At 67.2% G+C, this 21,923-nt stretch carries 14 protein-coding genes; 5 read left to right on the top strand and 9 right to left on the bottom strand.

The features are described 5' to 3' along the window. Positions 1–139 precede the first annotated feature (139 nt). Positions 140–4,771: an autotransporter outer membrane beta-barrel domain-containing protein gene (locus ACW6W5_RS12980; protein ID WP_152153167.1), complete on the top strand. Its 4,632-nt coding sequence runs from the start codon at positions 140–142 to the stop codon at positions 4,769–4,771. Positions 4,772–4,850: 79 nt separating this feature from the next. Here ACW6W5_RS12980 and ACW6W5_RS12975 read toward each other — a convergent pair whose 3' ends face one another. The 8 genes from ACW6W5_RS12975 to ACW6W5_RS12940 form a co-directional block, all read right to left on the bottom strand. Continuing rightward, entirely contained in the window at positions 4,851–6,014 is a 1,164-nt protein-coding gene (locus tag ACW6W5_RS12975) for an MFS transporter (RefSeq protein WP_152153165.1), read from the bottom strand. A gap of 101 nt (positions 6,015–6,115) precedes the next feature. After that, on the bottom strand, positions 6,116–7,021 hold the full coding sequence (locus ACW6W5_RS12970) for a LysR substrate-binding domain-containing protein (RefSeq protein ID WP_152153163.1): 906 nt from the start codon (positions 7,019–7,021) through the stop codon (positions 6,116–6,118). 140 nt (positions 7,022–7,161) lie between these two features. Continuing rightward, entirely contained in the window at positions 7,162–8,139 is a 978-nt protein-coding gene (locus ACW6W5_RS12965) for a hypothetical protein (RefSeq protein WP_152153161.1), read from the bottom strand. A 100-nt stretch (positions 8,140–8,239) separates the two neighbouring features. Continuing rightward, positions 8,240–10,492, bottom strand: coding sequence for a TonB-dependent receptor (locus ACW6W5_RS12960; protein WP_458233650.1), 2,253 nt, complete (start codon positions 10,490–10,492; stop codon positions 8,240–8,242). 224 nt (positions 10,493–10,716) lie between these two features. Beyond that, the gene (locus ACW6W5_RS12955; protein WP_152153157.1) at positions 10,717–11,715 is read right to left on the bottom strand and encodes a dipeptide epimerase; all 999 of its coding nucleotides are present in this window, start codon (positions 11,713–11,715) and stop codon (positions 10,717–10,719) included. A 185-nt stretch (positions 11,716–11,900) separates the two neighbouring features. Then, the gene (locus tag ACW6W5_RS12950; protein ID WP_152153155.1) at positions 11,901–13,343 is read right to left on the bottom strand and encodes a serine hydrolase domain-containing protein; all 1,443 of its coding nucleotides are present in this window, start codon (positions 13,341–13,343) and stop codon (positions 11,901–11,903) included. Positions 13,344–13,380: 37 nt separating this feature from the next. Continuing rightward, positions 13,381–15,000, bottom strand: coding sequence for an N-acyl-D-amino-acid deacylase family protein (locus tag ACW6W5_RS12945; protein ID WP_121036857.1), 1,620 nt, complete (start codon positions 14,998–15,000; stop codon positions 13,381–13,383). Further along, a complete protein-coding gene (locus tag ACW6W5_RS12940) occupies positions 15,000–16,019 on the bottom strand; it encodes an alpha/beta fold hydrolase (RefSeq protein WP_193222817.1) in 1,020 nt (339 codons plus the stop codon). Before ACW6W5_RS12940 ends, ACW6W5_RS12945 begins: the two co-directional genes overlap by 1 nt. A 714-nt stretch (positions 16,020–16,733) precedes the next feature. Between ACW6W5_RS12940 and ACW6W5_RS12935 the strand changes: the two genes are divergently transcribed. Genes ACW6W5_RS12935 through ACW6W5_RS12920 form a run of 4 tightly spaced genes read left to right on the top strand, consistent with a single transcriptional unit; the run spans position 16,734 to position 21,385 of the window. Next, on the top strand, positions 16,734–18,083 hold the full coding sequence (locus ACW6W5_RS12935) for a TolC family protein (RefSeq protein ID WP_226956661.1): 1,350 nt from the start codon (positions 16,734–16,736) through the stop codon (positions 18,081–18,083). Further along, positions 18,076–19,092 carry an HlyD family secretion protein gene (locus tag ACW6W5_RS12930; RefSeq protein ID WP_121036860.1) on the top strand — a complete coding sequence of 339 codons (1,017 nt, stop codon included), beginning with the start codon at positions 18,076–18,078 and terminating at the stop codon, positions 19,090–19,092. The genes ACW6W5_RS12935 and ACW6W5_RS12930 overlap by 8 nt, the downstream gene beginning before the upstream one ends. Beyond that, positions 19,089–20,276 (top strand): ABC transporter permease, encoded by a 1,188-nt coding sequence (locus ACW6W5_RS12925; protein ID WP_152153150.1) that lies wholly within the window; start codon positions 19,089–19,091, stop codon positions 20,274–20,276. The genes ACW6W5_RS12930 and ACW6W5_RS12925 overlap by 4 nt, the downstream gene beginning before the upstream one ends. Next, on the top strand, positions 20,273–21,385 hold the full coding sequence (locus ACW6W5_RS12920) for an ABC transporter permease (RefSeq protein ID WP_152153148.1): 1,113 nt from the start codon (positions 20,273–20,275) through the stop codon (positions 21,383–21,385). The genes ACW6W5_RS12925 and ACW6W5_RS12920 overlap by 4 nt, the downstream gene beginning before the upstream one ends. Positions 21,386–21,412: 27 nt before the next feature. Here ACW6W5_RS12920 and ACW6W5_RS12915 read toward each other — a convergent pair whose 3' ends face one another. Beyond that, positions 21,413–21,769 carry a YkgJ family cysteine cluster protein gene (locus ACW6W5_RS12915; RefSeq protein ID WP_121041066.1) on the bottom strand — a complete coding sequence of 119 codons (357 nt, stop codon included), beginning with the start codon at positions 21,767–21,769 and terminating at the stop codon, positions 21,413–21,415. Positions 21,770–21,923 lie beyond the last annotated feature (154 nt).

Here is a 21,923-nt window from a genome sequence, read left to right as displayed (position 1 = left end):
AGACTCGAGTGACACCCGGTGCCCGCCGTGCGTGGCGACTTCGTGCATGTAGATCAACACAGCACAACATGGATAAAACGTGGAAACTTCCCGATCTGGTCGCCGAGCAGCATCCGGCGTGACGTGTGCGGGTACGTTCGTGTCACCGCAATCGATCCGCGGCAGCCTGCTCGTGGTCGGTCTGGCGGCCGCGGCGCCCTGGTCCGCACTGGCGCAGAGCGTGGACGCCGCCAGCTGCATTACGGTGCCGGCCACCGTACCCGCCCAGCAGGTCCGTGCGAACGGTACGGTCCAGACGATCGCAAGCGGCACGTACGCGCCGACCACCGCCGGTGCACCGGCCTTCTATGCCGCCAATGCCGGCGTGATCAACGCTACCGGCGCGGTGGCGTTGATCACCAGTGCCGCCAACACGGCCACGGTCTGCTCGACCAACGCGGGCGCGGTCAACTTCCTGGCGGCTGGCTCCACCGTCAGCCGACTGGGCGCCGGAGGGCCTGCTGCCCGCCTGGAGGCAGGCACCACGCTGACCTCGAACGGCACGCGCTTCTACACGTCCCTGGCCAACAGCGAAGGCCTCCAGGTAGCGGGCGGCAGTTTCACCGGCAGCGGCGATGTCATTGCCACCGGAATACTGCTCGGGACGCAACCCGGCAACCCCGCCACCTACGGCCTGCCGGTGGATGCCAGCGGCAATCTCGTCACCGATCCCAGCGCTTACGTGGGCAAGGCCGCAACGGCGGCCCACGGCATCAGTGCCATTGACGGCACCGTCCGGTTGAATGTGGACAGCGCCGGCATTCCCACGGGTGGCACCACATCGATCCATATCCTGGGCGCCGGCGCCGGTGCAACCAATGGCAGCCACGGGTTGCTCGGCGCCAGCGGCGCGCAGTTCGACGTGCACGCGGTGAACATCCTCACCCGAGGCAACAACAACAGTGGTGGACGCTTTGCCACCGGTTCGCGCCTCCAGGCATCCCAGCTGTCCATCGATACCACCGGCACCGGCGCGACCGGCCTGGTGTTCGCTGATGCGCAAGGCATCATGTCCGGGCTGACCATCAACGCCACCGGCACCACCGCACACGGGCTGTCGGCCGCTGGCACCTCCCAGGTGCAGGTTGATGGGCTGGACATCCGCGTGGCCGGGCAGAATGCGCACGGCGTGCTGGCCGGGGGCGGCAGCACGGTCACACTGGCAGGTGCGCCGGGTATCGTCATTGCTGCGGGACAGACCGGCAATGCGCTGCGCGCCGAAGGCAGTGGCAGCGCGCTCACGGCAAACGGGCTGCGCCTCTCAACGCTGCTCAACGGCGCCATCGGTGCCCATGCGCTGACCTCAGCCACGCTCACGCTCAGCGGCAGTGCGATCTACACCTCCGGCATTGCCGGCGGCAATGCGGCGGTTGGTCTGCAGGCGGCCAGCGGCGGCACGGTGCTCAGCCAAGGCAATGTCCTGCTCACGGGCGTACAGCTCGGTACGGATCCTTCCGCCGCCAGCTATGGCCTGCCGGTGGATGCCGGTGGCACTGTCACGACCGATCCGGCCGCCTATGTGGCCACCGGCACCACCGGCGCAAATGGTGCGCAGGTGTCGTCCAGCGGCGGCACGCTGCGCCTGGACGTGGCCGCCGACGGCTCGCCGCTGGCCACCGCCACGCGCATCGAAACGTTTGGCAACAACAGCACCGGCGTACTCGTGGCCCAGGCCGCCTCGGCGACATCGCGGCTGCAGGCGGCCAACACGGTGATCACCACGCACGGCATCAATGCCAATGCCGTACTGGTCCAGGGCACGGCCGGCACCACCGGACCGCAGGCCACGTTGCTGCGCCTGGATACACGCACCACGGATCTCAATGCCAACGGCGTGTATGGCCAGGCTGGCGCGCAGATCAACGTGACCGACAGTACCCTGACCACCTCGGGAAGCGGCGGCGGCATCCGTGCCGATGGCGCGGCAACCCGCATCACCGCGCGCAATCTCTATATCGGCGGCGGTGGCGCGGGTGGCATCGGCCTGAACGCGACGGGCGGCACCATCGACAGCGCCGGCTCCACCATCATCAATGCCGGCCGCCCCGGGATGACACTCAACGCCAGCGGTGGCACGGCTGGCACGCTGATCTCCAGCGGCGACACCCTCCACACGGGCGTGCTGCTGGGAACCGATCTGGCGCTGCCGACGTTTGGGCGGCCGGTGGATGCCGGCGGCAATGCGGTGACCGATCCCGCCGGATTCGTCCCCTCGGGCATCTCCGGGCATGGGGTATACGTGGGCACGGCCGGCGGCCGGGTCTGGATGAACGTCACTCCGGTGACGGGTCAGGCCGACGGCGCACGCAGCAGCATCACCACGCTGGGCAACGCCAGCGAAGGCTTCAACATCCAGGGCGTGGATACGATCGCGACCCTGGCCAATGTGAGTGTCTCCACACGCGGCACCGATTCCATCGGCGCACGCGCGGCGGGGGCCGGGCAGATCCGTACGAGCGGCATGACCGTCACCACCAGCGGGTTGCATGGCTACGGGCTGGCTGCGTATGCCGACAGTCTGCTGACCGCGACGGCAAGCACCATCGTCACCACCGGCGTGCAGGCGCACGGACTGATTGCCTGGGCCGACAATGGGCGCCTGCTGCTGGGCGGCGGCAGCCGCGTGACGACCCGTGGTGCGCTGGCCCACGCTGCGGTGGCATGGAACGGCGGGCGGTTGGACGTAGCGGATACCACGCTGGCCACGACCGGTCCCGGCGCGGCGGCGTTGCTGGTCCGCGGCGATCCCGCCCCCGCGTCGGCCTTCGTTACGCAGTCCACGCTCTCCGCTGCGGACGGCCCCGGCGTGGGCGCCATTGGCGCGGCGCAGATCGACCTGACCGGCGCGACGGTAGGCGGGCGCGATCTATGGCTGAAGGTCGGCGCCATCGCCGATTTCGATGGGCTCGATGCGGCGGTCCCGGTGCTCCCGCCAGACCTGCCGCCGGATGATCCGGCAGCGCCCTTGCCGATGGCGGTGCCGATGCAGATGCCGCTGGTGCCGGCCGCCGACACCCCGACCATTGCCAGCATCACCGCGACCGCCAGCGAGCTCACCGGCGCCGCGATCACCCTGCCCGGCAGCCTCTCCAATGTGGCGCTGCACGACACGCTGTGGAATCTGACCGGCAGCTCCACGCTCACCACGCTGCTCAATGATCGCAGCCGGATCGCGTTCGCGGTGCCTGGCGGAGATCCCGCCCAAGGGGCCAGCTACAAAACCCTGGCCGTGTCGCGCTACAGCGGCAATGGCACGCTCGCGCTGAACACCTGGCTGGGTGACGATGCCTCCCCTTCGGATCAGCTGGTCGTGGTGGACGGCAGCAGCAGCGGCCCCGGCGCATTGGAGATCCGCAACAGTGGCGGCCGGGGCGACCTTACGCTGGCCGATGGCATCGGCGTGGTGCAGACAATCAACGCCATCAGCACGGCGGACAATTTTGCGTTGTCCGCGCCGGTCGTGGCCGGCCCCTACGAGTATTTCCTGTACCGCGGCGGTGCAGCCACGCTCTCCGGCCCGGACGTGGAGAACAGCTGGTACCTGCGCTCGGTGATCGATTGCGCCAGCCCGGGCGCACCGGCACCCCCCTGCCCCAGCCCGCCGCCCGAGCCGCCCGAGCCGCCCGAGCCGCCCCAGCCACCACCGGAGCCACCGCCTACACCGCCTACACCGCCCACCCCGGCGCCGCCCCCGGCCTATCGCCAGGAGGTGTCGCTGATCGCAGCCGCACCCGCGATGGCCCAGGTGTACGGGCGCACCCTGATCGATACCCTGCACGAACGGGTCGGCGACGAGCAGCTGCTGCACCAGCGCGGCGACCTGGAGACCGGACGCAGTGGATTCAATGGCGCGTGGATGCGCTATCTCGGCCACGACGGCGAACATGATGGTGGCCGACGCGGCATCTATGGCGATCGCGGCCCCGACTTCGACTACCGCTTCGATGCGTTGCAGATCGGCACCGACCTCTACCGGCGCGTGGATGCCGATGACCTGCGCCGCCGCCATGCCGGTTTCTACCTCGCCTATGGCAAAGGCAAGGGCGAGGTGCGGCACAACCTCCTGGATTACCGCTTCCATGCCGGTACGAACCGGTTCAAGGCCGGCTCGGTCGGCGGCTACTGGACAGCGTTCTCCGCCAAAGGCGCCTATATCGACGCCGTGGCCCAGTACACGTGGTACGACATGCGCCTGCAGTCCCCGCGCACGTCCGACAGTTTTGTCGACGCCGATGGGCTGGCGCTGTCGGTGGAAGGCGGCTGGCCGTTCGTTCTCAACGAGGGCGACGGGTCCTCCGGAGAGGACGGGCGTTGGCGTCTGGAGCCGCAGGCGCAGGTGATCTGGCAGCAGATCGACGTCGACGACCTCGATGATCACACCGCGCAGGTGCACTTCAGCGACGGCGACTCGCTGGTGGGGCGCATCGGCGCGCGATTGAATCGCACCGGGCAGCACGAGACCGCGCAGGGTGAGGCCCGCAGCAGCAATGCCTGGCTGCGCGCCAACGTGTGGCATGAGTTCCGGGGCACGCCCCGCGCCGCATTCGCCACCAACAGCGGCTACGTGCCGTTCGCCGTCGATATGGGCGGCTCATGGGGCGAAGTGGGCATCGGCGGAACCTGGCAGGTCACCCAGACCGGCTACCTGTATGCCGATATCGACTACAGCTGGAGTTTCAACGGCGACGAGACCGCGTGGAACGGCAAGCTGGGCATGCGCTGGAACTGGTAGAAGCGGTGATTCCCACCGGGCAGCTGCAATCCTCCCGTCGCCATTTCTGGGACATCAATGATGGGCGCGCCAGTACACCTTATGAGTGTCTGCGGCGAGCGAGGCGATACAACACGGTGCCCGCCAGTACCGCGGCCACGGCCCCTGTCAGCGGTACCGAGGCCAACGTTGCATAGCTGATCGTAAGGCTGCCCATGGCGCCCCCAAGCGCGGTGCCCAGGTTGAAGGAGGCGATGTTCAACCCCGCCGCCACCGGGCTGTAGGCGGGAATCAAGCGCTGCGCCTGCTTGAGCAGACGCAGTGTCAGCAGGGTCACGATGCAGAAGAAACAGATGCCGAGCGTACCGATCAGCAGCATCATCATGGCCGGCATGCTGGCGAACACGTAGAGCCCGAGCAGATTCAACGCCAACGCGACCAGCGCCACCTGAAGGCTGCGCTCCCCGTCCATCGCATCGCCCAGCGCGCCCCCGAGCAGATTGCCTGCGATCGCACAGACGCCGAACAACAGCATGCCCAGGCTCAGCCACTGCACGCCCACACCGGTGATCTGCTGCAGGTACGGCGAGACGAAGGTGAAGAACGAGAACGTCGCGACGCTCACCAGCGCGCCGATCCCGGCCGTCGCCAGCAGCTCGGGATGGATGATGGCCTGGATGCCCTTCCATGCGCCGCCGCGGGACGGGGCCGAGCGGGCAGCCCCCCTCGGCATGCACAACGCCAGGCCCAGCATGCCGACCACGCTGAGGACGCCGATGGACAGGAAGACCACGCGCCACGACCAGAGACTGCCCAGGTACGTGCCGATCGGAACGCCGAACGCCAGCGCGAGGGTCAACCCGATCCACACAACCGACAGCGCCCGGCCGGATCGCTGCGGGTCCACGAGCCGGGTCGCCGCGTCGGAGGCGACCGCCATGAAGACCCCGTGGCCGAGGCCGACCACGAAGCGGATGGCCAGCAGTGTGATCAGATTGGGCGAGGCGCTCATCAGCAGGCTGCCCAGCCCGAGCAATGCCGTGGCCAGCAGCAGGATCTGCCGGTCCCGCCAGTGCGCGACCAGGGCGGTGATGAACGGTGCGCCGATGGCCGCGCCCAGTGCATAGGCGGCAATGGCCGTGCCGACGAGGGATATCCGCGCCCCCAGGTCATCGGCAATCGTGGTCAGCAATCCGGCGACCACGAACTCGGAGAGCCCGAACGCGAACGCGCACAGGGAAAACACATAGATGGCAGCAGGCATCGCAGGTCCTATACAGCAGAGCTGCGCAAGCCTAGTGCCTCGCCCTGTGCGGGTGAAGGACGGTTTACATACCGCAGCAAGACGCCGCGCGTCCTGTCACCTCAAGGCAGAGTAAGGGTCTGCAGGACTGCCTGTATCAACCGGTCGCGGATCGCTGAGGTCCGGGTCTCGTTCCACGCCATGAACAGGTCCAGCCGTGACACGTCCTCGGCCGCATCCACCTGGAGCGGCCGGAACACAACGTCCTCGCGCGTTTCCGTCGCCAGCGAAGCGGGCAGCAGCGCGATACCGAACCCCGCAGCCACCAATGCAATCAAGGTCTGCATCTGCCGGCCGTGCTGCACGATGTCGGGCACGAACCCGGCTGTCTGGCACAGGCCGATCAGCTGGTCATGAAATCCTTTGCCGAGTGTGCGGGGCGAGGCGACGAACGCTTCGTTGCTGAGCAATGCCAGGTCGATGCGCGCCTTCGCCGCCAGCGGATGACCGGCCGGCAGCGCGACGCAGATCCGTTCGCTCAGCAGCCTTTGCATGCGCAGGTGCGGCGTCGTGGTGCCCGGTGTCCGCATGAAGCCGATATCCACCTCTCCCTGCTCCAGGGCGTTGACCTGCTCCTGGGTGGTGGCCTCCCGCATCGTGAAGGCGATGCCCGGGTTGCGCTCTCGAAAGTGGCGCAGCGCCTGCAGCAACGAGGCATATGGGGCGATGTTGATGAAAGCCAGGGTCAGATGGCCCTCCATGCCCTGGGCCACGCGGCGCGTCTGCGCTACGCCCTCCTCCAGCGACTGCACGGTACGGCGCGCGGTTTCAAGAAAGGCAGCGCCCGCCGGTGTCAACGCGACGCTGCGAGGGGTGCGCTCGAACAACGGCGCTCCGACGGCGGCCTCCAGCTTGCGGATGGCCTGGCTCAGCGGCGGCTGCGCCATGTGCAGCCGCTCGGCGGCACGATTGAAGTGCAGCTCCTCGGCCACGGCAATGAACTGTTGGAGCAGGCGGGTCTCTATCACTGAAACACCAGACCTCTTGAATACCGGGATTGAGGGTGTTCAACATACCAAATCGCTACATTGGCCAGAACGCGCCTGCGGGAGGGGCTGGTCATGATGCTGCTGCTCGTCAGCCATCATCGACGGGGGGGCGGACAGCGTTACTTCGGGGTGTCGCGCTCCGTCGCGTCCGCTTCGATCAGCTCCCGGCGCTGGGCCTCGATCCAGGCATCCCCGGCGGCACGTGCCTGGGCATCCCGTTCCTTGTTCTGCCGCTCGATTTCCTGATACTCCGCCCATACCTCGGGCGTGATCGTGTCGAGTCGATGGTCCGAACGCAGCGCGATCGAGGGAGAGGCGCCCGTAGAGACCGTGAAGTTGTCGAACAGCCATTGCCGTCGCTGCTCGGGCGGGGCATGCAGCAGGTCGGGTTCCGCATAGGTCTGCATCGGCAGGGTCTGCTCGGCGAGCGGGGTATCCGAAGAAATCCGTGCCAGCCTGACGACGAGGCGCTCATGGTCCCGGTCCTTCCGGTACAGGGCAACGGTGTCGCCGTCGATCCACAGCGCGTACCAGTACCCCGCGATGGGATGGACCTGGAAGGGCCTTTCACGGATCAGGATCAGATCGCCGGGATCTCTGTAAAGCGCCCGCCAGCCCGGCGCTGCCGGGCGGAGGCTGCAGTCGGCGGTCCCTTTCATGATCGTGTCCAGCGTCGGCGTGCCATTGCGTGCGACGAGCCGCGTCGTCCAGCAGCGTGACCCGTCACGGTTATGCGAGGCGATCAGCACCGCGTCTTCGTCCAGCACCACGGCATCGGTATGCACAAACTGATCGCCCGCCGCTTCAGGATCCTGCAGGAGCGCCGAGAATCCTTGGTCGGACAGCCTGTTGCCGTCCACGTACAGCACGTACGTCGTGTAGTGCTGATACTTGCTGACGTTGATGTCCAGTCGGCTTTCGGTCACGGCCACGACCTTCAGCGTGTCCGAGGAAAGCACGGTTTCCCTGTTGGTCCGGGCACATGCCGTCAACAGCGGCGCCGCACACACCAGCAGTGCGGCGGAACGCAGGAGGGAATCCAGTCTGAAACCCATCGCGCTGCGGCCTGCGGGTGTGGGGCGGACCCGTGCAAGCATATCTGCTTCGGCGACGCGTATCGGCCCGCGTTGCAGGCCTTCGTAGCGTTGTCGGCCAGCGCGGCACCGGGAAGGTGCCGCGCCGCCCTGCCCCGCTCGATCAGAAGCTGTAATCGAGCGACACACCCACGGTCCGCGGCTGCATCATCACCGCATTCCAGCGGCGGTACTGCTGCGCGCCGGCGGCAGGAATCGTCCTGCCGGCCGCCACGTAGATGTCCTTGTTGGTGAGGTTGGTGACGAAGAAGCGCACCGTCGTGTTCTGGCTGCTCACTTCGGCAGTCAGGTCAACGGTGGTGTAGCTGGGCAGGTCGAAGGACTGCGTCGCCGCCACCGATGCCGCACGCTCGCCGTAATAGCGCAGCGCGCCACCGACGCTCCAGCCCCATTCGCCGCTCGTCGGGAACTGGTAGTCGGCCTGCAGGCTGCCGGCCCATTCGGGCACCTGCGGCAGCTGGGCACCGGATTCGGCCTGGTTCGGGCCACCCGGGCGCGCCGGGGGAATCGGCGCGGTCAGCTTCGCGTCGGTGTAGGTCAGGCTGCCGCTCAGGCGCAGGCCGTCGACGGGCATCAGCGCGCCGGTGAATTCAACGCCCTGGCTGCGTGCTTCGCCGCCATTGCCGCCATAGGAGATGCCCTGCGCCGTGAGCAGGTTCAAGCGGATGTCATCCCAGTCGATCCGGAAGGCCGCCACTTCCACCAGTGCACGACGATCCCAGAAGTGGCTCTTCAGGCCGGCTTCGTAGTTGATCAACGTGTCCGACTTGACCTGCGACGGCACCTCCGGGGCGGCCGGCAGGATGGGATTCGGGCTGCCGGCGCGGTAGCCGGTGGCCACGCGCACGTAGGCCATGGTGTCTTCGCCCAGGAACAGGCGCGGGCTGGCGCTCCAGGTGGTCACGCTTTCCGAAGAGTCGGTGATCCGCTGCACCCCGTCACCGCCCAGCGGACCGCCGAGGGTCTGGCGGAATTGCTGGTCATTGCGCGCATGGCGCACGCCCAGGGCCAGATCGAAGCGGTCGGTGAACTTCCAGGTGGCATTGCCGAACAGCGCCTTCTCTTTATACGTGGTCAGCACCGAGGCGGTGAACAGATCAAGCACCGGATTGAACGCCGGGCTCAATGCACTGCCGCGCTCGATGTAGGCGGCATCTTCATCGGTATAGAACGCGCCAAGCTGCCATTGCAGGCGACTGTCGCCCTTGGAGGTCAGGCGGAATTCCTGGGTCCACTTCTTCAGTTCGATATCCGTGTCCAGGCCGGCGTATGCCATCACCGGGCCCACGCCGGGCTTCTGGCCCAGCAACGGGATGTACTCCACCGACTGGTCCTGCAGGCGCCAGGAGTTGGATTTCATCCAGCTGCTGGCGGAAGTGAAGTCGGCCCAGCCCAGATCCCAGTCCACCGTCAGGCCGTACACGTCGTACTTGATCGTGCTCGGCTGCAGGAACAGATACTCGTTCGAGTAGCCGGGCAGCTTCGGCTTGAAGGTGGCCGGGTCGAGCGCGACCGTCGCGAAATTGTCGCCCTTGTTTTCCTGGCGCATCGCGGTGAGCAGCACGTCCACCGTATCGGAGGCCTTCCACAGCAGCGAAAGGCGGCCGGCGTTCTGGTACACATCGTTGGTGTCGCGGCGATGCAGGACGCTGTTGTCGATCCAGCCCGGACTGGTCTGCTCGGCGTAGCTGGCGCGCAGGGCCAGCTGACCCTTCACCAGCGGCACATTGACGGCGGCGCGCTCGGAATGGCCCACCCGGCCGCCATCGTCGACAACGCGCATCGTGGCGCCGGCGCGGCCCGAGAAGTACTCCAGGTCCGGCCGTTTGGTCACGTACTTGACCACGCCGCCCAGTGCACTGGCACCGTACAGCGTGCCCTGCGGGCCGCGCAGCACTTCCACGTTCTGCACGTCGTACGGCAGCAGGTCGAACATGCCGGAGGTGGCGCCGGACAGTGAGCCATTGGCGGTCAGCGGCACGTCGTCGACGTAGATCGAGGTCGCGGCGGTGTTGCCCATCGGGGTGATGCCGCGGATCGAGATCGTCGAGCGGCCCGGCGCACCGAGGCTGGTGATCTGCAGGCCGGGAACCAGCCCGGCCAGGTCATTCATGTTGTTGACCTGGAGGCGGTCGAGCTGCTCTTCGCTGATGACGCTGATCGACATCGGGATATCGGTGACCACCTCCACGCGTTTCTGCGCGGTCGCGGTCACGGTGCCCAACGTATGTACGTCGTCGCGGTTGGGGTTCTCGGCGGCGACCTGTGCCAGTGCCGTGGTGCTGCAGCCCAGGGCCAGGATGCCTGCAGTGCAGGCCAGCGACAACGCGTTCATTCGGAGCGAACAGTGACTCATGTGATGAGACCTCGGTAGCGAAGCTGGACGCCCACGGCAATGGGCACGGAATGCGGCAGTCAGGGCACCCCGTCGTGCTGGGGTGGGGGCCGGCCTGGCAGTGACGCTCCTGGGATGAATGGCTATGTGTAAGCCCATGTAGGACACAATAGTCCTGTTCAGAGAACTGTCAATCCTGCGTCGCAGCATTGACATGAATTCATGCGCCACGCGCGCCCCGAACCTCAGCGTCCAGCGCCCCAGACCGCTTCGTCACACCAGATCGTGCCGTCGCGATAGAGCACCCCGGGGGTGCGGTCCTGCTTGAGGAACGTGGGCCCGTCCAGGTCGACGAGATCGCACAACTGCCCGACCACGAAGCCCGGCGCAGCGCCCAGGCTGCTGCAGACCATGCAGCCGACCATGACGCCCAGCTCGGCCTCGCGTGCCGCGGCGGCGATCAGCAGCGCCTCGGTCAGGCCGCCGCATTTGTCGAGCTTGATATTGAATACGTTGAAGCGACGCTTCAGGCCGTCGACATCGGCCAGGGTGAGCGCGCTTTCATCGGCGGCCAGAGGAATCGGCGACACGAATCCATCCAGATCGGCCTCGCGCCCGCGGGCCAGTGGCTGTTCGATCAGCGCCACATCGGCGTCCACCATCGCAGCCACCAGCCGCTCGAGATCGCCAACCTGGTAACCCTGATTGGCATCGACCCCCAGCCATACCTCGGGGCGCACGGCACGGATCGCTGCGACGCGTGCGATGTCCAGGTCGAGATCACCGGTCAATTTGACCTTGATCGAACGCGCCTGGCGATACGCGACCGCAGCGGCCGCCATGGCCGCCGGCTCATCGGCGCCGACCGTGAAGGTCGTGGGGAGCGGCCGCGGCGGGGGCAGCCCGGCAAGCGCCCAGACGGGCTTGCCCGCCTGCTTCGATTCCAGCTCCCATAGGGCAGCATCCACCGCGTTGCGTGCGCCACCGGCTGGCAGGATCGTGCGCAGTTCCTCGCGCGTGGGGTGTGCCTCGATGGCATCACGCACCGCTTCGAGCTGGATGCGCATGGTCTCGATGTCTTCGCCCAGGTAATAGACGCCGGTCGCCTCACCGCGGCCGATGTGCGTGCCGTCATCCAGGGTGACAAGGCAGGCCAGCCGGCTGTCGAAGACGTGGCTGGCGATGCGGAACGGCGCGGCCAGGCGCAGCGCGTCAACCGCGATGCCGAGGGTGAGGCGGGCCATCAGGCGTTCACTCCGGATGCGGCCACGTCACGCGCCACAGCGGGCGTTGCCAACAGCTTGATCGAGTACATCTGGTTTCCCTGCCTCAAGGTGAGTAATTCTCACATTGAGACATTAGTTCTCCGTAAAGAGAACTGTCAATGGGCGCCGTGTCCGGCGCCCCCTCCCTCGTGGCGCGTTACGGATTACTTCGCAGGTACCGGGGCCGGTGCAAGTGCGGCCGCGATCTGCGACAGATACTTGTTCCAGTCGAATTTCTGCCCTTCCGGCGTCCAGCCCAGACGCACGATCACCGCATCCTGCGAAGGAATCACCGCCATGATCTGATGGTTGTGGCCCATCGCCATGAAGGCATCGGGTGGCACGTCCTGCAGCACCTTTCGACCTTCTTCTGCAGCCGCGGGCCGGTTCAACCACAGCTGCGCGCCGTAGGAGGGGCGCGTTGATGCCGGCGTGGGCGTCACCGCGAACTGGAGCCATTCCGGCGACAGCAGCCGCTTGCCACCGGCCTCGCCGTGGTTCAGATGCAGCAGCCCATAGCGCGCCCAATCCCGCGCCGTTGCATACCCATAGGAACTGCCGACCAGCACGCCGGACTCGTCCGGCTCGATCAGCGCGCTGCGCATGCCGGCCGGCTCGAACAACCGTGTCTGTGCAAATCGGGTCATGCCCTCCAGAGTGCCGCCGGTAGCCTCGAAAACGATCCGCGAGAGGATGTTGGTCGTGCCCGAGGAGTAGCTCCAGTGCGTGCCTGGCGCATGTTCAAGCGGCATCGCGGCGGCCAGCGCGCCCATGTCACCGGCTTCGAACAGCATCTTGATCGATTCGTTGCCGGGCTTGTAGCTCTCGACGAAGGCCAACCCGCTCGACATCGTCAGCAGCTGGCGCAGCGTGATCGCGCCACGTGGATCGCCTTCGCCCTTCCATTCCGGCACCGGGGCGGGGTCATCCAGCTTGAGCACGCCGTCATCCACCAGCAGGCCAACCAGCGTGCCCATGATGCTTTTGGTGGCCGACCAGCCCAGCATGCGGGTGTTCTGGTTGAAGCCGGGCGCGTAACGCTCGGCAACGATCGCCCCACCCTGCACCACCACGATCGCACGGGTGTCCGGGTAACCGCCCACGTTCTGCTCATCGAAGGCCGCACTCACGGCCGCGTCCAGTGCGGCACGGTCGAGCTTCGCTTCTGCGGCGGCCTGCAGCGCCGGCACCGGGCGGTCGCCCTGCGGCCACGGCCGCGCCGCCAGTGGCGATAGTGGCGTGAGCTGGGCCGCCTGGGCCTTGAGCGCGGTGAGCGGCACGTCGCCCGTGGTCAGCGTGCAGCCGACCGCCGGGCGATGCAACGCCGTCCGGGTGGCCGTACCAGGCGCGGAGGCGGTGACCGTGCCTGCCTTGCGATCGACCGCCAGCGCCACCGTCCTGGTGAACGGCGCCAGTGCGTGGATGTCATCGCGCAGCACGTCGGCCTCAGCGCGGTTGGCCACGAAAATGCCGGCGCAGGCGAGCTGTGCCGAGACCGCGGTGCCCAGATCCTCCGCGCTGGTGATCGGTGGTGCGGCGGCCAGTGCCGGCGCGGAGGCGGCGAGCGCCAGAGAGAGAAGACTCCAGCCGGAGGCGTGTCGGATCATGAGGTGTGTCCTGTGTCTGTTGAGGCGCGCACGTGGATCACCGCGCGCGGCATGGGTGGCGCAGCGCAGAGCCCGCCCGGGCGCCGGTGTGCTTGCCGCCCTCGAAGCTCACCACACCGTTGACGATCACGGTTTCGATGCCGGTCGGCGCGCCGGCGGGCGCATCCCAGCTCGCCACATCGTCCAGCGTGTCCAGATCGAACAGCACGATATCGGCGCGCATGCCCTCGCGGATCAACCCGCGATCGCTCAACCCCATCCGCTGTGCGGGCCAGCTGGTCATCTTGCGGACCGCGTCTTCCAGCGTCAGCACATGGCGCCGCTTGACGTACTCGGCGAGGATGCGTGGGAAAGTGCCGTACGCGCGCGGGTGCGGCAGGCCGATGGCACCGTCGCTGCCGTAGTTCACCGCCGCGGCGGCATCACTGCCGATGCTGACCCAGGGTTGGCGCAGCGCGAGCTGCACATCCTCTTCGCTGATCATGAAATACAGCGCGACCGCCCGGTTGGGCAGCCCTTCAAGCGCGATGTCCCAGGCCGCATCGGCCGGATCCAGATTCAGCTCGGCACCGATCTCGGCCAGCGTCTTGCCATGGAAGCGACGGTACTTGTCACTGAAGCTGTTGGCCAGGCGCACGTTCTGGAAGCCACCCGATGCATGCACCAGGTTCGACCAGCCCGGCATCGAACCGGCGGCGACCTCCTTCTTCATGCGCTCGCGCACCTTGGGATCGCGCACGCGCTCGATACCTTTCTCAAGCCCGTCGGCCCAGACCCAGCTCGGCGCGATGATTTCCAGCCCGGTGCCGCCGGCGGTGTAGGGATACAGATCGGCGGCTACATCGACGCCACGGTCCCGCGCGGCATTGATCGTCGCCAGTGCCTGCGGCATCAGCTTGCCCCACTCCGGCGCATAGGCAGCCTTCAAGTGGAAGATCTCCACCTTGACCCCGCCCTTCTCACCAATCTCGATCGCTTCCTCGATCGCCTTGACCACGCCCTCGCTCTCATCACGCATATGCGTGGCGTAGAAGCCGTCGCATTGCGCGGCCACCTTGGCCAGCGAGATCAGATCCGAGGTGCTCTGAAAGCTGCTGGGTGCATAGATCAAGGCGCTGGAGATACCGAACGCGCCGGCCTCCATCGCGATCTTCACCTGCTCGCCCATGGCATCCAGCTGCTTGCTGGTCGGCGCACCGGCGGCATCGCCCATGACATGCACGCGGGCCTGGGTGGAGGAGTAGTACGTGCCGAAGTTGACCGCGATACCCTGGGTTTCAAGCTGCTTGAAGTAGCCCGGCATGCCCGCCGCAGGCACCGGCGGTCCGCCCTCGCCGCCGATCAGCGTGGTCACGCCCATCCGCAGCTTGTTCTCCGCCGCGCCATCCTTGAGCAGCGCCGCGCCGGACTGATCCATCATGTCGATGAAGCCGGGCGACACATAGCGCCCCGTCGCGTCGATCTCGCGGGTGCCCTGCCCGGGGACCTGACCCACCCGGACCACGCGCCCCTCCTTGACCGCCACATCGGCACGGACCCACGGATTGCCGGCGCCGTCGAGGACGCGTCCACCGCGGATCACCAGGTCATAGTCGGCGGCGGCCGCATTGGCGGCGAACAGCATCGATACGCCCGCCCAGAGCAGGGTGCGCTTCATCATTTCATCTCCTTGTCGGTGCGCGCCTGCGCACGCACGTCATCCACGACCTCGCGAACCGCATCCACGACGCGGTCAGGCTGATCGATCTGGATGTAGTGACCGGAATCGCTCACGATCTGTTGCTGCCCACGGCTGGACAGGGCTGCCTGCTCGGCATGCAGGGTGCGCCATTCCTGCTTGAACCGCGCGCCCTCCTCCGCCGTCAGGCCCATCTTCTTCAGCTCGTCGGGCTTGAACGGTTTCAACGCGGTCAGCACGATCACCGGGCGGTCGCCAAACGACGTGACCGCGCGGGCATCGTCCATGGTGCTGTCGAAGCCGTCGAGTTCAGCGGTCGCGCCCGTGACCGAGGCACTGGAGAAGGCAGTGATCTCCGCGGCCTCATCCTTCGGGCGTGGGCCATGATCGGCGCGCGAGAACAGGAAGCGCACCAGGCCGGTCCGCGATAGTGTGGTGGCCGTATGCATCAACAGCGACACATTCTTCGGGTGGACATCGATGCTCACCACGCTGCCGAGCCGGGCGATCTGATCCGGGTGCGAGGGGTCGACCATCACCAGCCCGGCAACCTGCTCGCCGTAGCGCCCCACATAGGTGCGGGTGTACGGCCCGCCGATGGAGTGGCCGACCAGCACCAGCGGATCGGTGATGCCCGCCCCTTTCAACAGGGCATGCAGGTCATCGGCCACGGCCGACGCACGCTGCGGGGTGTCCTTCGCATCGCTGCGCATGATGCCGGCGCGGTCGTAGGCACAGGCGCGGGTGAAGCCGGCGATCCGGTCGTGCACCCGGGTCCAGTCCATCGTGCCGCCCGTGCCGAGGCCGGACTCGAAGATCACGGTCGGGGTGCCACTGCCGCGACACTCGATATGCATCTGGCGTCCGCCGATATCGACCATCTGGCCGCGCAGCGGGTGGTCCACCTCTGAATTGCGGCGCGCCAGCGCCTCGTACACCACCCCGACCAGGGTGAGAAGGATCACGAGCGCGAGCAGACCCAGCAGGATCCACTTCACCCATCGCCAAAACCGCCGCCAACCCTTTACTGCTGTCATGTCGTGCTCTCTTGAATGGCGTACTGAAGCGCGTGCCGCCCCGCGGATCCGGCCCGGGGAGCGTTCAAGGGAGGACTGACCCATGCGGCAGGCAATCATCCCGAATGGGATATAAACGTCCTGATGGGAGAATTGTCAATGTGCGGTGCGCCACCCCGCTGTCGTTTGGGGCGAGGTTGAGCGCGCAGATCACACGGGGGCAAAGACGATGGCGGCATCGATGCCGGGCTGATCGCCTTATTCGGCGGGCGGAATCGCCGGGATGTGCATGGTGTCGACGGGCCTCTGCCGCCCGCCGATCTCGAACTTCACCGGCATCCGGATACGACCGGCCACCGGCATCCGCACGCGTTGGCGTTCTCCGCTTTGCAATGCAGTCTAGCCAGGCTGACCCGGGCATTGGCCACGGTGCAGCTCTCGTCCAACATGGGCTGTGCCGATGCAGTTGTGGCGGCGAGGTAGATAATGACGGCCAACGTGCCTGCAGTGATGTAGCGCTTGTCCACGGTCAGTCCATTGATGGGCAAAGACAACAAGGGTACCGACATGTGTGAAGACCCGCACTTCACGCGGCGCACACTACCCTCTTGCCGTCACACCCCATGGAGCTGCCCCCTCGTGAGCCGGCATTGGCCGCCAACGCGCGCGTTAAAAGGACTTACCAGTCTCCCCCTGATGCTCTGCAGTGCGTTTGCAGCCGCCCAGGTCGCGCCCGACGGCGCTGCAATCCCGGCATTGGACTGGCAACAGTCGCACCAGCGGCTGGAGCAGGTCTCCGATGCCTTGGCCGCCGCGGACGCGTCGGTGCGCAACAAGCAGGACCTGCAGGACGCCACCCGGCTGCTGCGCCTGCCGGAGATCACCGGTGAAGTGCGCCGCCTGCAGTTCCAGAAGACGCTGACCCTGCCCCTCGGTTCGCTGGCCCCGGTGGCCGAGGCGTTCGGTATCGACTCGCCGCTGCAGTTCACCGAGCGCGATTGGCGCACCCGCCCGGTGGTCACTGCGGTGTTGCCGCTGTACACCGGTGGGTTGATCCCTGCCGCCCAGCAGGCCGCGGCAGGCGCGACCGACCAGGCCAGCGCCGAGCGCGAATCGCAGCGCCAGTCGCTGAGCGTGCAGCTGGTCCAGGCCTATTTCGGCCAGCGTCTTGCCGAGCAGGCCGTAGACGTGCGCCGCGAGGTGCGCGATGGGCTGCAGCGTCACCTTGATGATGCGATGAAGCTGGAACGCGAGGGCTTCGCCACCCGCGCCCAGCGGCTGCAGGCCAACGTGGCCCGCGACAAGGCCGAGCGCGAGTATCAGAAATCGCTGAATGATCTGCAGACCCTGAAAGCGGCACTGGCCACGCTGTTGCGCAGCGGCGGTGAAGTCCGGCCGCTGTCGCCTCTGTTCGTGCATCGCGCGCCGATCGGTGCGCTGCCCACCTTCGAACGCGATGCACAGGCCCGGCAGCCGCAGATTGCCCGGCTGCGGGCCGTGGTGGCGCAGGCCGAACAAGGCGTGCGTGTGCAGCAGGCCAAGCTCAAGCCAACCATCTTCCTGTTCGGCCAGTACGATTTCCGCCGCCGCGACGAGATGCTCACCGACCCGGACTGGGCATTCGGCATCGGCCTGAAGTACACCTTCCTCTCCCCCACCTCGCGCCCCGCCCAGATCAGCGCCGCCCGCGCGCAGCAGGATCAGGCCGAAGCCGGCCTGCGCGAGGCCGAGAACCAGGTGACGCTGGGCGTGCGCAAGGCCTGGTACGAACTGGATACCGCCCGCCAGCAGTACCTGCTGCTGGACAGCAGCATCGAACAGAACCGCGAAAACCTGCGCCTGCAGGAGCTGGCCTTCCGCGAGGGCCAGGCCACCTCGCTGGATGTGATCGATGCACGCCTGGGGCTGGGCGGCGCGCAGGTGGAACGCGCACAGGCTGCCTATCAATATGACGTGGCGCTGGCCCAGCTGTTGGAGATCAGTGGACAGATGGACCGATATGAAGAATTCCGCCGCCGCGGCGACGAGGTGATCACGCATGAATGACACACTGCAGGCACCGGCCGACGCGCCGCCGCCGAAAAAACGCAAGGTCGGCCTCCTCATCGGGCTGGTGCTGGCGATCGTGGTGGTGGTCGGGCTGTGGCTGGCCTGGCGCACCCCGGCCGAACAGTTGCAGGGCATGGCCGACGCCGACACCATCAACGTGGCCGCGAAGATCACCGCCCGGCTGGCCGAGCTGAAGGTACGCGAGGGTGACCGGGTCGCCGCCGGTCAGGTGCTGTTCGTGCTGGACAGCCCGGAAGTCGCTGCCAAGGAGGAACAGGCGCACGGTGCACTCGAAGCGGCGCGTGCGGTGGCCGACAAAGCCGATGAAGGCGCGCGCAGCGAGGACATCCGCGCCGCGCAGGCCAACTGGAAACGTGCCGAGGCCGGTGCCACCCTGGCCGATGCGACCTATCAGCGCGTGCAGAACCTCTTCAACGAAGGGGTGATGACCCGCCAGAAACGTGACGAAGCACTGGCCCAGGCGCGCAGCTCGCGCGAGCTGGCCAATGCCGCACGCGCCCAGTACGACCAGGCACTGGCGGGCGCACGCGACCAGGACAAGCGCGCCGCACAGGGTCAGGTGCGCCAGGCGCAGGGCGCGGTTGCCGAAGTGAACGCCGCCCGCGAGGAGGTCAATGGCCGCGCGCCCGTGGCCGGCGAGATCAACAAGCGCATGTCGGATATCGGCGAGCTGGTGCCGGCCGGCTACCCGGTCTTCACGCTGGTCGACATCGACCGCATGTGGGTCTCGGTGAACCTGCGCGAATCGCAGATGCGGGGCCTGAAGGTCGGCGCCCGTCTGCGTGGCACGGTGCCCGCGCTGGATCGTGATGCGGAATTCGAGGTGTATTTCATCAATCCCGCCGGTGACTACGCCACGTGGCGTGCCACCCGGCAGTCCTCCGGGTATGACGTGCGCAGCTTCGAAATCCGGCTGCGCCCGGTCGCCCCGGTGGAAGGCTTCCGCCCCGGGATGAGCGTGTTGTTCGGGTGGCCGCAGGGATGAGCTGGCCGGTGTGGGCGAGCGCTGCGGCGTCGTTCCAGCGCGAGCTTCAGCACCTGCGCCGCGATCGTGCCGATCTGCTGCTGATCACCCTGCTGCCGGCGCTGATGCTGGGCGTGATGGCCTGGCTGTTTGCCGCCTCGGTGATGCGCGATATCCCCATCGCCATCGTCGACCTGGATCGCAGCGCGGAAAGCAGACAGCTGGCCCGCATGCTCGATGCCAGTCCCGGCGTCAGCGTGGCCAGCCAGCCGTCCAGCCTGGCCGAGGCGCAATCGCAGCTGCGCCGGTTGGACGTCTTTGCAGTCGTACTGGTGCCGCGCGATGCCACGCGGCAGGCACTGCGCGGCGAACAGGGCACGGTGTTCGCGTACTACAACGCCACCTACCTCACCACCGGCCAATCGGCCGTGCGCGATATCGTCGAAGCGGTCAGCGCCTGGAATGCGCGGCTGCTGGGCGAGCGCATCGGCAAGCAGGTGGGCCCGGGCAAGCTGCGCGCGCCGCCGATCGCGGTGCAGTCGGACATCCTGCACAACCCGGCGCGCAGCTATGAGTTGTTCCTGCTGCCCTTGCTGTTCCCGGCCGTGCTGTCGCTGGGGCTGGCATTGACGGTCGCGGCCAGTCTGGGGCGCGAAGTGCGTGACGGGCACCTGCGCGAATGGCTCGGCGATGCCCCATGGTCGGCGATCGCCGGCAAGGTCGTGCCGTACGTGCTGCTGTTCTCGGTCTACGGTGCGCTTGGGGTGCTTTACCTTGCCCTGCTCCGTGGCGACGGCATCGCCGGCAGTGCCCTGCTGCTGATGTTGGGGCAACCGCTGTTCTACCTGGCCTGCGCGGCGGTGGCCCTGCTGTTCGTCGGGCTCACCCGGGACATGGGCACGTCACTGTCGGCGATCGGCTTGAGCATCGGTACCGCGCTGGCGTTTTCCGGGGCCACCTTCCCGGTGGTCGATGCGCCGCTGTTCACCCGGGTCTGGAATCTCCTGCTGCCGCTGACCGCCTACGTAAAGCTGCAGACCCAGCAGCAGTTCGTCGGCGCGCCGTGGAGTGTCTCGCTGTGGCCGCTGGGCACGCTGCTGCTGATGGTGCTGGTGGCCGGTGGCATCGGTGGCTGGCGATTGATGGCGGCCGCGCACAACGCCGATCCGGTGCTGCCGGGTGCACCGCGCGAGACCCGTGCATGAAGCGCTTCGTCGACAGCCTGCGCCTGACCCTGCGCACGGTGCTTACCGATCGCTATGCCGTCGTGCTGATGGTCGGCGCGGTAGTGCTGTACTCGTTCTTCTACCCGGCCGCCTACCGCCACCAGGTGGCCAGCAACCTGCCCATCGTGGTGGTCGACCATGATCAGAGCGCCACCAGTCGGGAATTGCTGCGCCGGGTGGACGCGCTGCACACGGTACGCATCGTGGATCAGCCGGCCAGCATCGACCAGGCCCGCGACGAGATGGAGGCCGGCAGGGCCGAGGGCATTCTGCTGATTCCGGCCAACCTTGAACGGGACGTCCTGCGCGGCGGCCACGGCTATCTGGTGTTGATGGGCAACGGTGCCTACCTTGGCCGCGCCAGTTGGGTGCTCGGCGGCGTGGCCGAGGCCCTGACCGCGTTCGCGCGCGAGGCGGCCGTGTCCCAGGCGGCGTTCATGGGGGCACCCCAGGCACCGCCGATCACGTTGGTGCAGCGGCCGCTGTTCAACACGCAGGAAGGGTACGGCAGCGCCATCGTGCCCGGCGTGGCCGAGCTGATCGTGCATCAGACGCTGCTGATGGGCATCGGCGTGCTGCTTGGCGCCCGGCGGTTGGCGCTGGGTCGGCGCCTGCGTTTCGATCTGCCCACATTGGCCGGCATGGCGGTGGGCTTCGGTGCCATCGGCCTGCTCGGGCTGCTCTATTACGCCGGTTTCACCGCGTGGGTGCAGGATTACCCGCGCGGTGGCAATCCACTCGGGCAGCTGCTGGGCGGCACCTTGTTCATCGCCGCCACGGTGGCATTCGGTTTGTTCGTCGGCAGTTTCTTCGCTACCCGCGAGCGTGCGTTCCAGGTCGTGATCGCCTGCTCGATACCGTTGTTCTTCCTGGCCAACCTGTCCTGGCCGGCGGTCACTTCGCCGCCGGCGCTGGTCGCGCTGGCGCACCTGCTGCCCACCACCCCCGGCATCAACCTGATGGTGCGGTTGAATCAGATGGATGCCCGCCTGGGTGAAGTCAGCCACGAGCTCTGGACATTGCTCGCGCTGCTGGTGCTGTACGGGGGCCTGGCGATATGGCGGCTGGGTGCCCGCAGGTCGAACTGACTCATGCTGTTGCGGACACTCCGCGCGTTAGATCAATACCTGCCGCGTGCTGCGAAGAAACTGATGGATCTCTTTCTCCACCGATTCATCCAGCATGTAGACCGGCCGCTGGCCGTTGGGGCAGCGCAGGCTGGGGGTCGTCCCGAACATGCGGCAGATCAAGGGGCGTTCCTCGTAGACCTCACAGCCCTGCTTGCCCAGATACGGGCAACTCAGGTCCGCCAAGGCTGCCGCATGCTCGGCATCGCTCTTGACCGGCAGCCGCGCCACTTCCTCGCTTGAAGCGGTGACCGGGCCACAACAGTCCGTACACCCCACGATGCAGCGGAAGGTCGGGATCTGGTCGCGCAGACGCTGGATCGCGTCGCGGGTGGCGTAAGGCATTGCGATGGGCCTTGGAACGGCGTTGGCGGTGGGCCATTTTAACGCGTCGGCAATCGCGACGTATCCAGGGTGCTTCATCTGGGCGCGCAGGCGTGATCCCCTCGTCCGCTGGGTATGATGTCGCGTTCGCCAAGCTGTGTGCCCAAGCAACCCC

This window comes from Stenotrophomonas sp. IS26, from assembly GCF_054188265.1.
The sequence above is the reverse complement of the archived record's forward strand: the minus strand, read 5'-3'. Positions and strand labels throughout refer to the sequence as shown.

Coding starts and splice junctions, on each gene's coding strand:
- ACW6W5_RS12950 (WP_152153155.1), bottom strand. CDS start 13,343: ATGATCCGACACGCCTCCGGCTGGAGTCTTCTCTCTCTGGCGCTCGCC.
- ACW6W5_RS12935 (WP_226956661.1), top strand. CDS start 16,734: ATGCTCTGCAGTGCGTTTGCAGCCGCCCAGGTCGCGCCCGACGGCGCT.
- ACW6W5_RS12965 (WP_152153161.1), bottom strand. CDS start 8,139: ATGCTTGCACGGGTCCGCCCCACACCCGCAGGCCGCAGCGCGATGGGT.
- ACW6W5_RS12920 (WP_152153148.1), top strand. CDS start 20,273: ATGAAGCGCTTCGTCGACAGCCTGCGCCTGACCCTGCGCACGGTGCTT.
- ACW6W5_RS12925 (WP_152153150.1), top strand. CDS start 19,089: ATGAGCTGGCCGGTGTGGGCGAGCGCTGCGGCGTCGTTCCAGCGCGAG.
- ACW6W5_RS12960 (WP_458233650.1), bottom strand. CDS start 10,492: ATGAGTCACTGTTCGCTCCGAATGAACGCGTTGTCGCTGGCCTGCACT.
- ACW6W5_RS12975 (WP_152153165.1), bottom strand. CDS start 6,014: ATGCCTGCTGCCATCTATGTGTTTTCCCTGTGCGCGTTCGCGTTCGGG.
- ACW6W5_RS12945 (WP_121036857.1), bottom strand. CDS start 15,000: ATGAAGCGCACCCTGCTCTGGGCGGGCGTATCGATGCTGTTCGCCGCC.
- ACW6W5_RS12955 (WP_152153157.1), bottom strand. CDS start 11,715: ATGGCCCGCCTCACCCTCGGCATCGCGGTTGACGCGCTGCGCCTGGCC.
- ACW6W5_RS12915 (WP_121041066.1), bottom strand. CDS start 21,769: ATGCCTTACGCCACCCGCGACGCGATCCAGCGTCTGCGCGACCAGATC.
- ACW6W5_RS12930 (WP_121036860.1), top strand. CDS start 18,076: ATGAATGACACACTGCAGGCACCGGCCGACGCGCCGCCGCCGAAAAAA.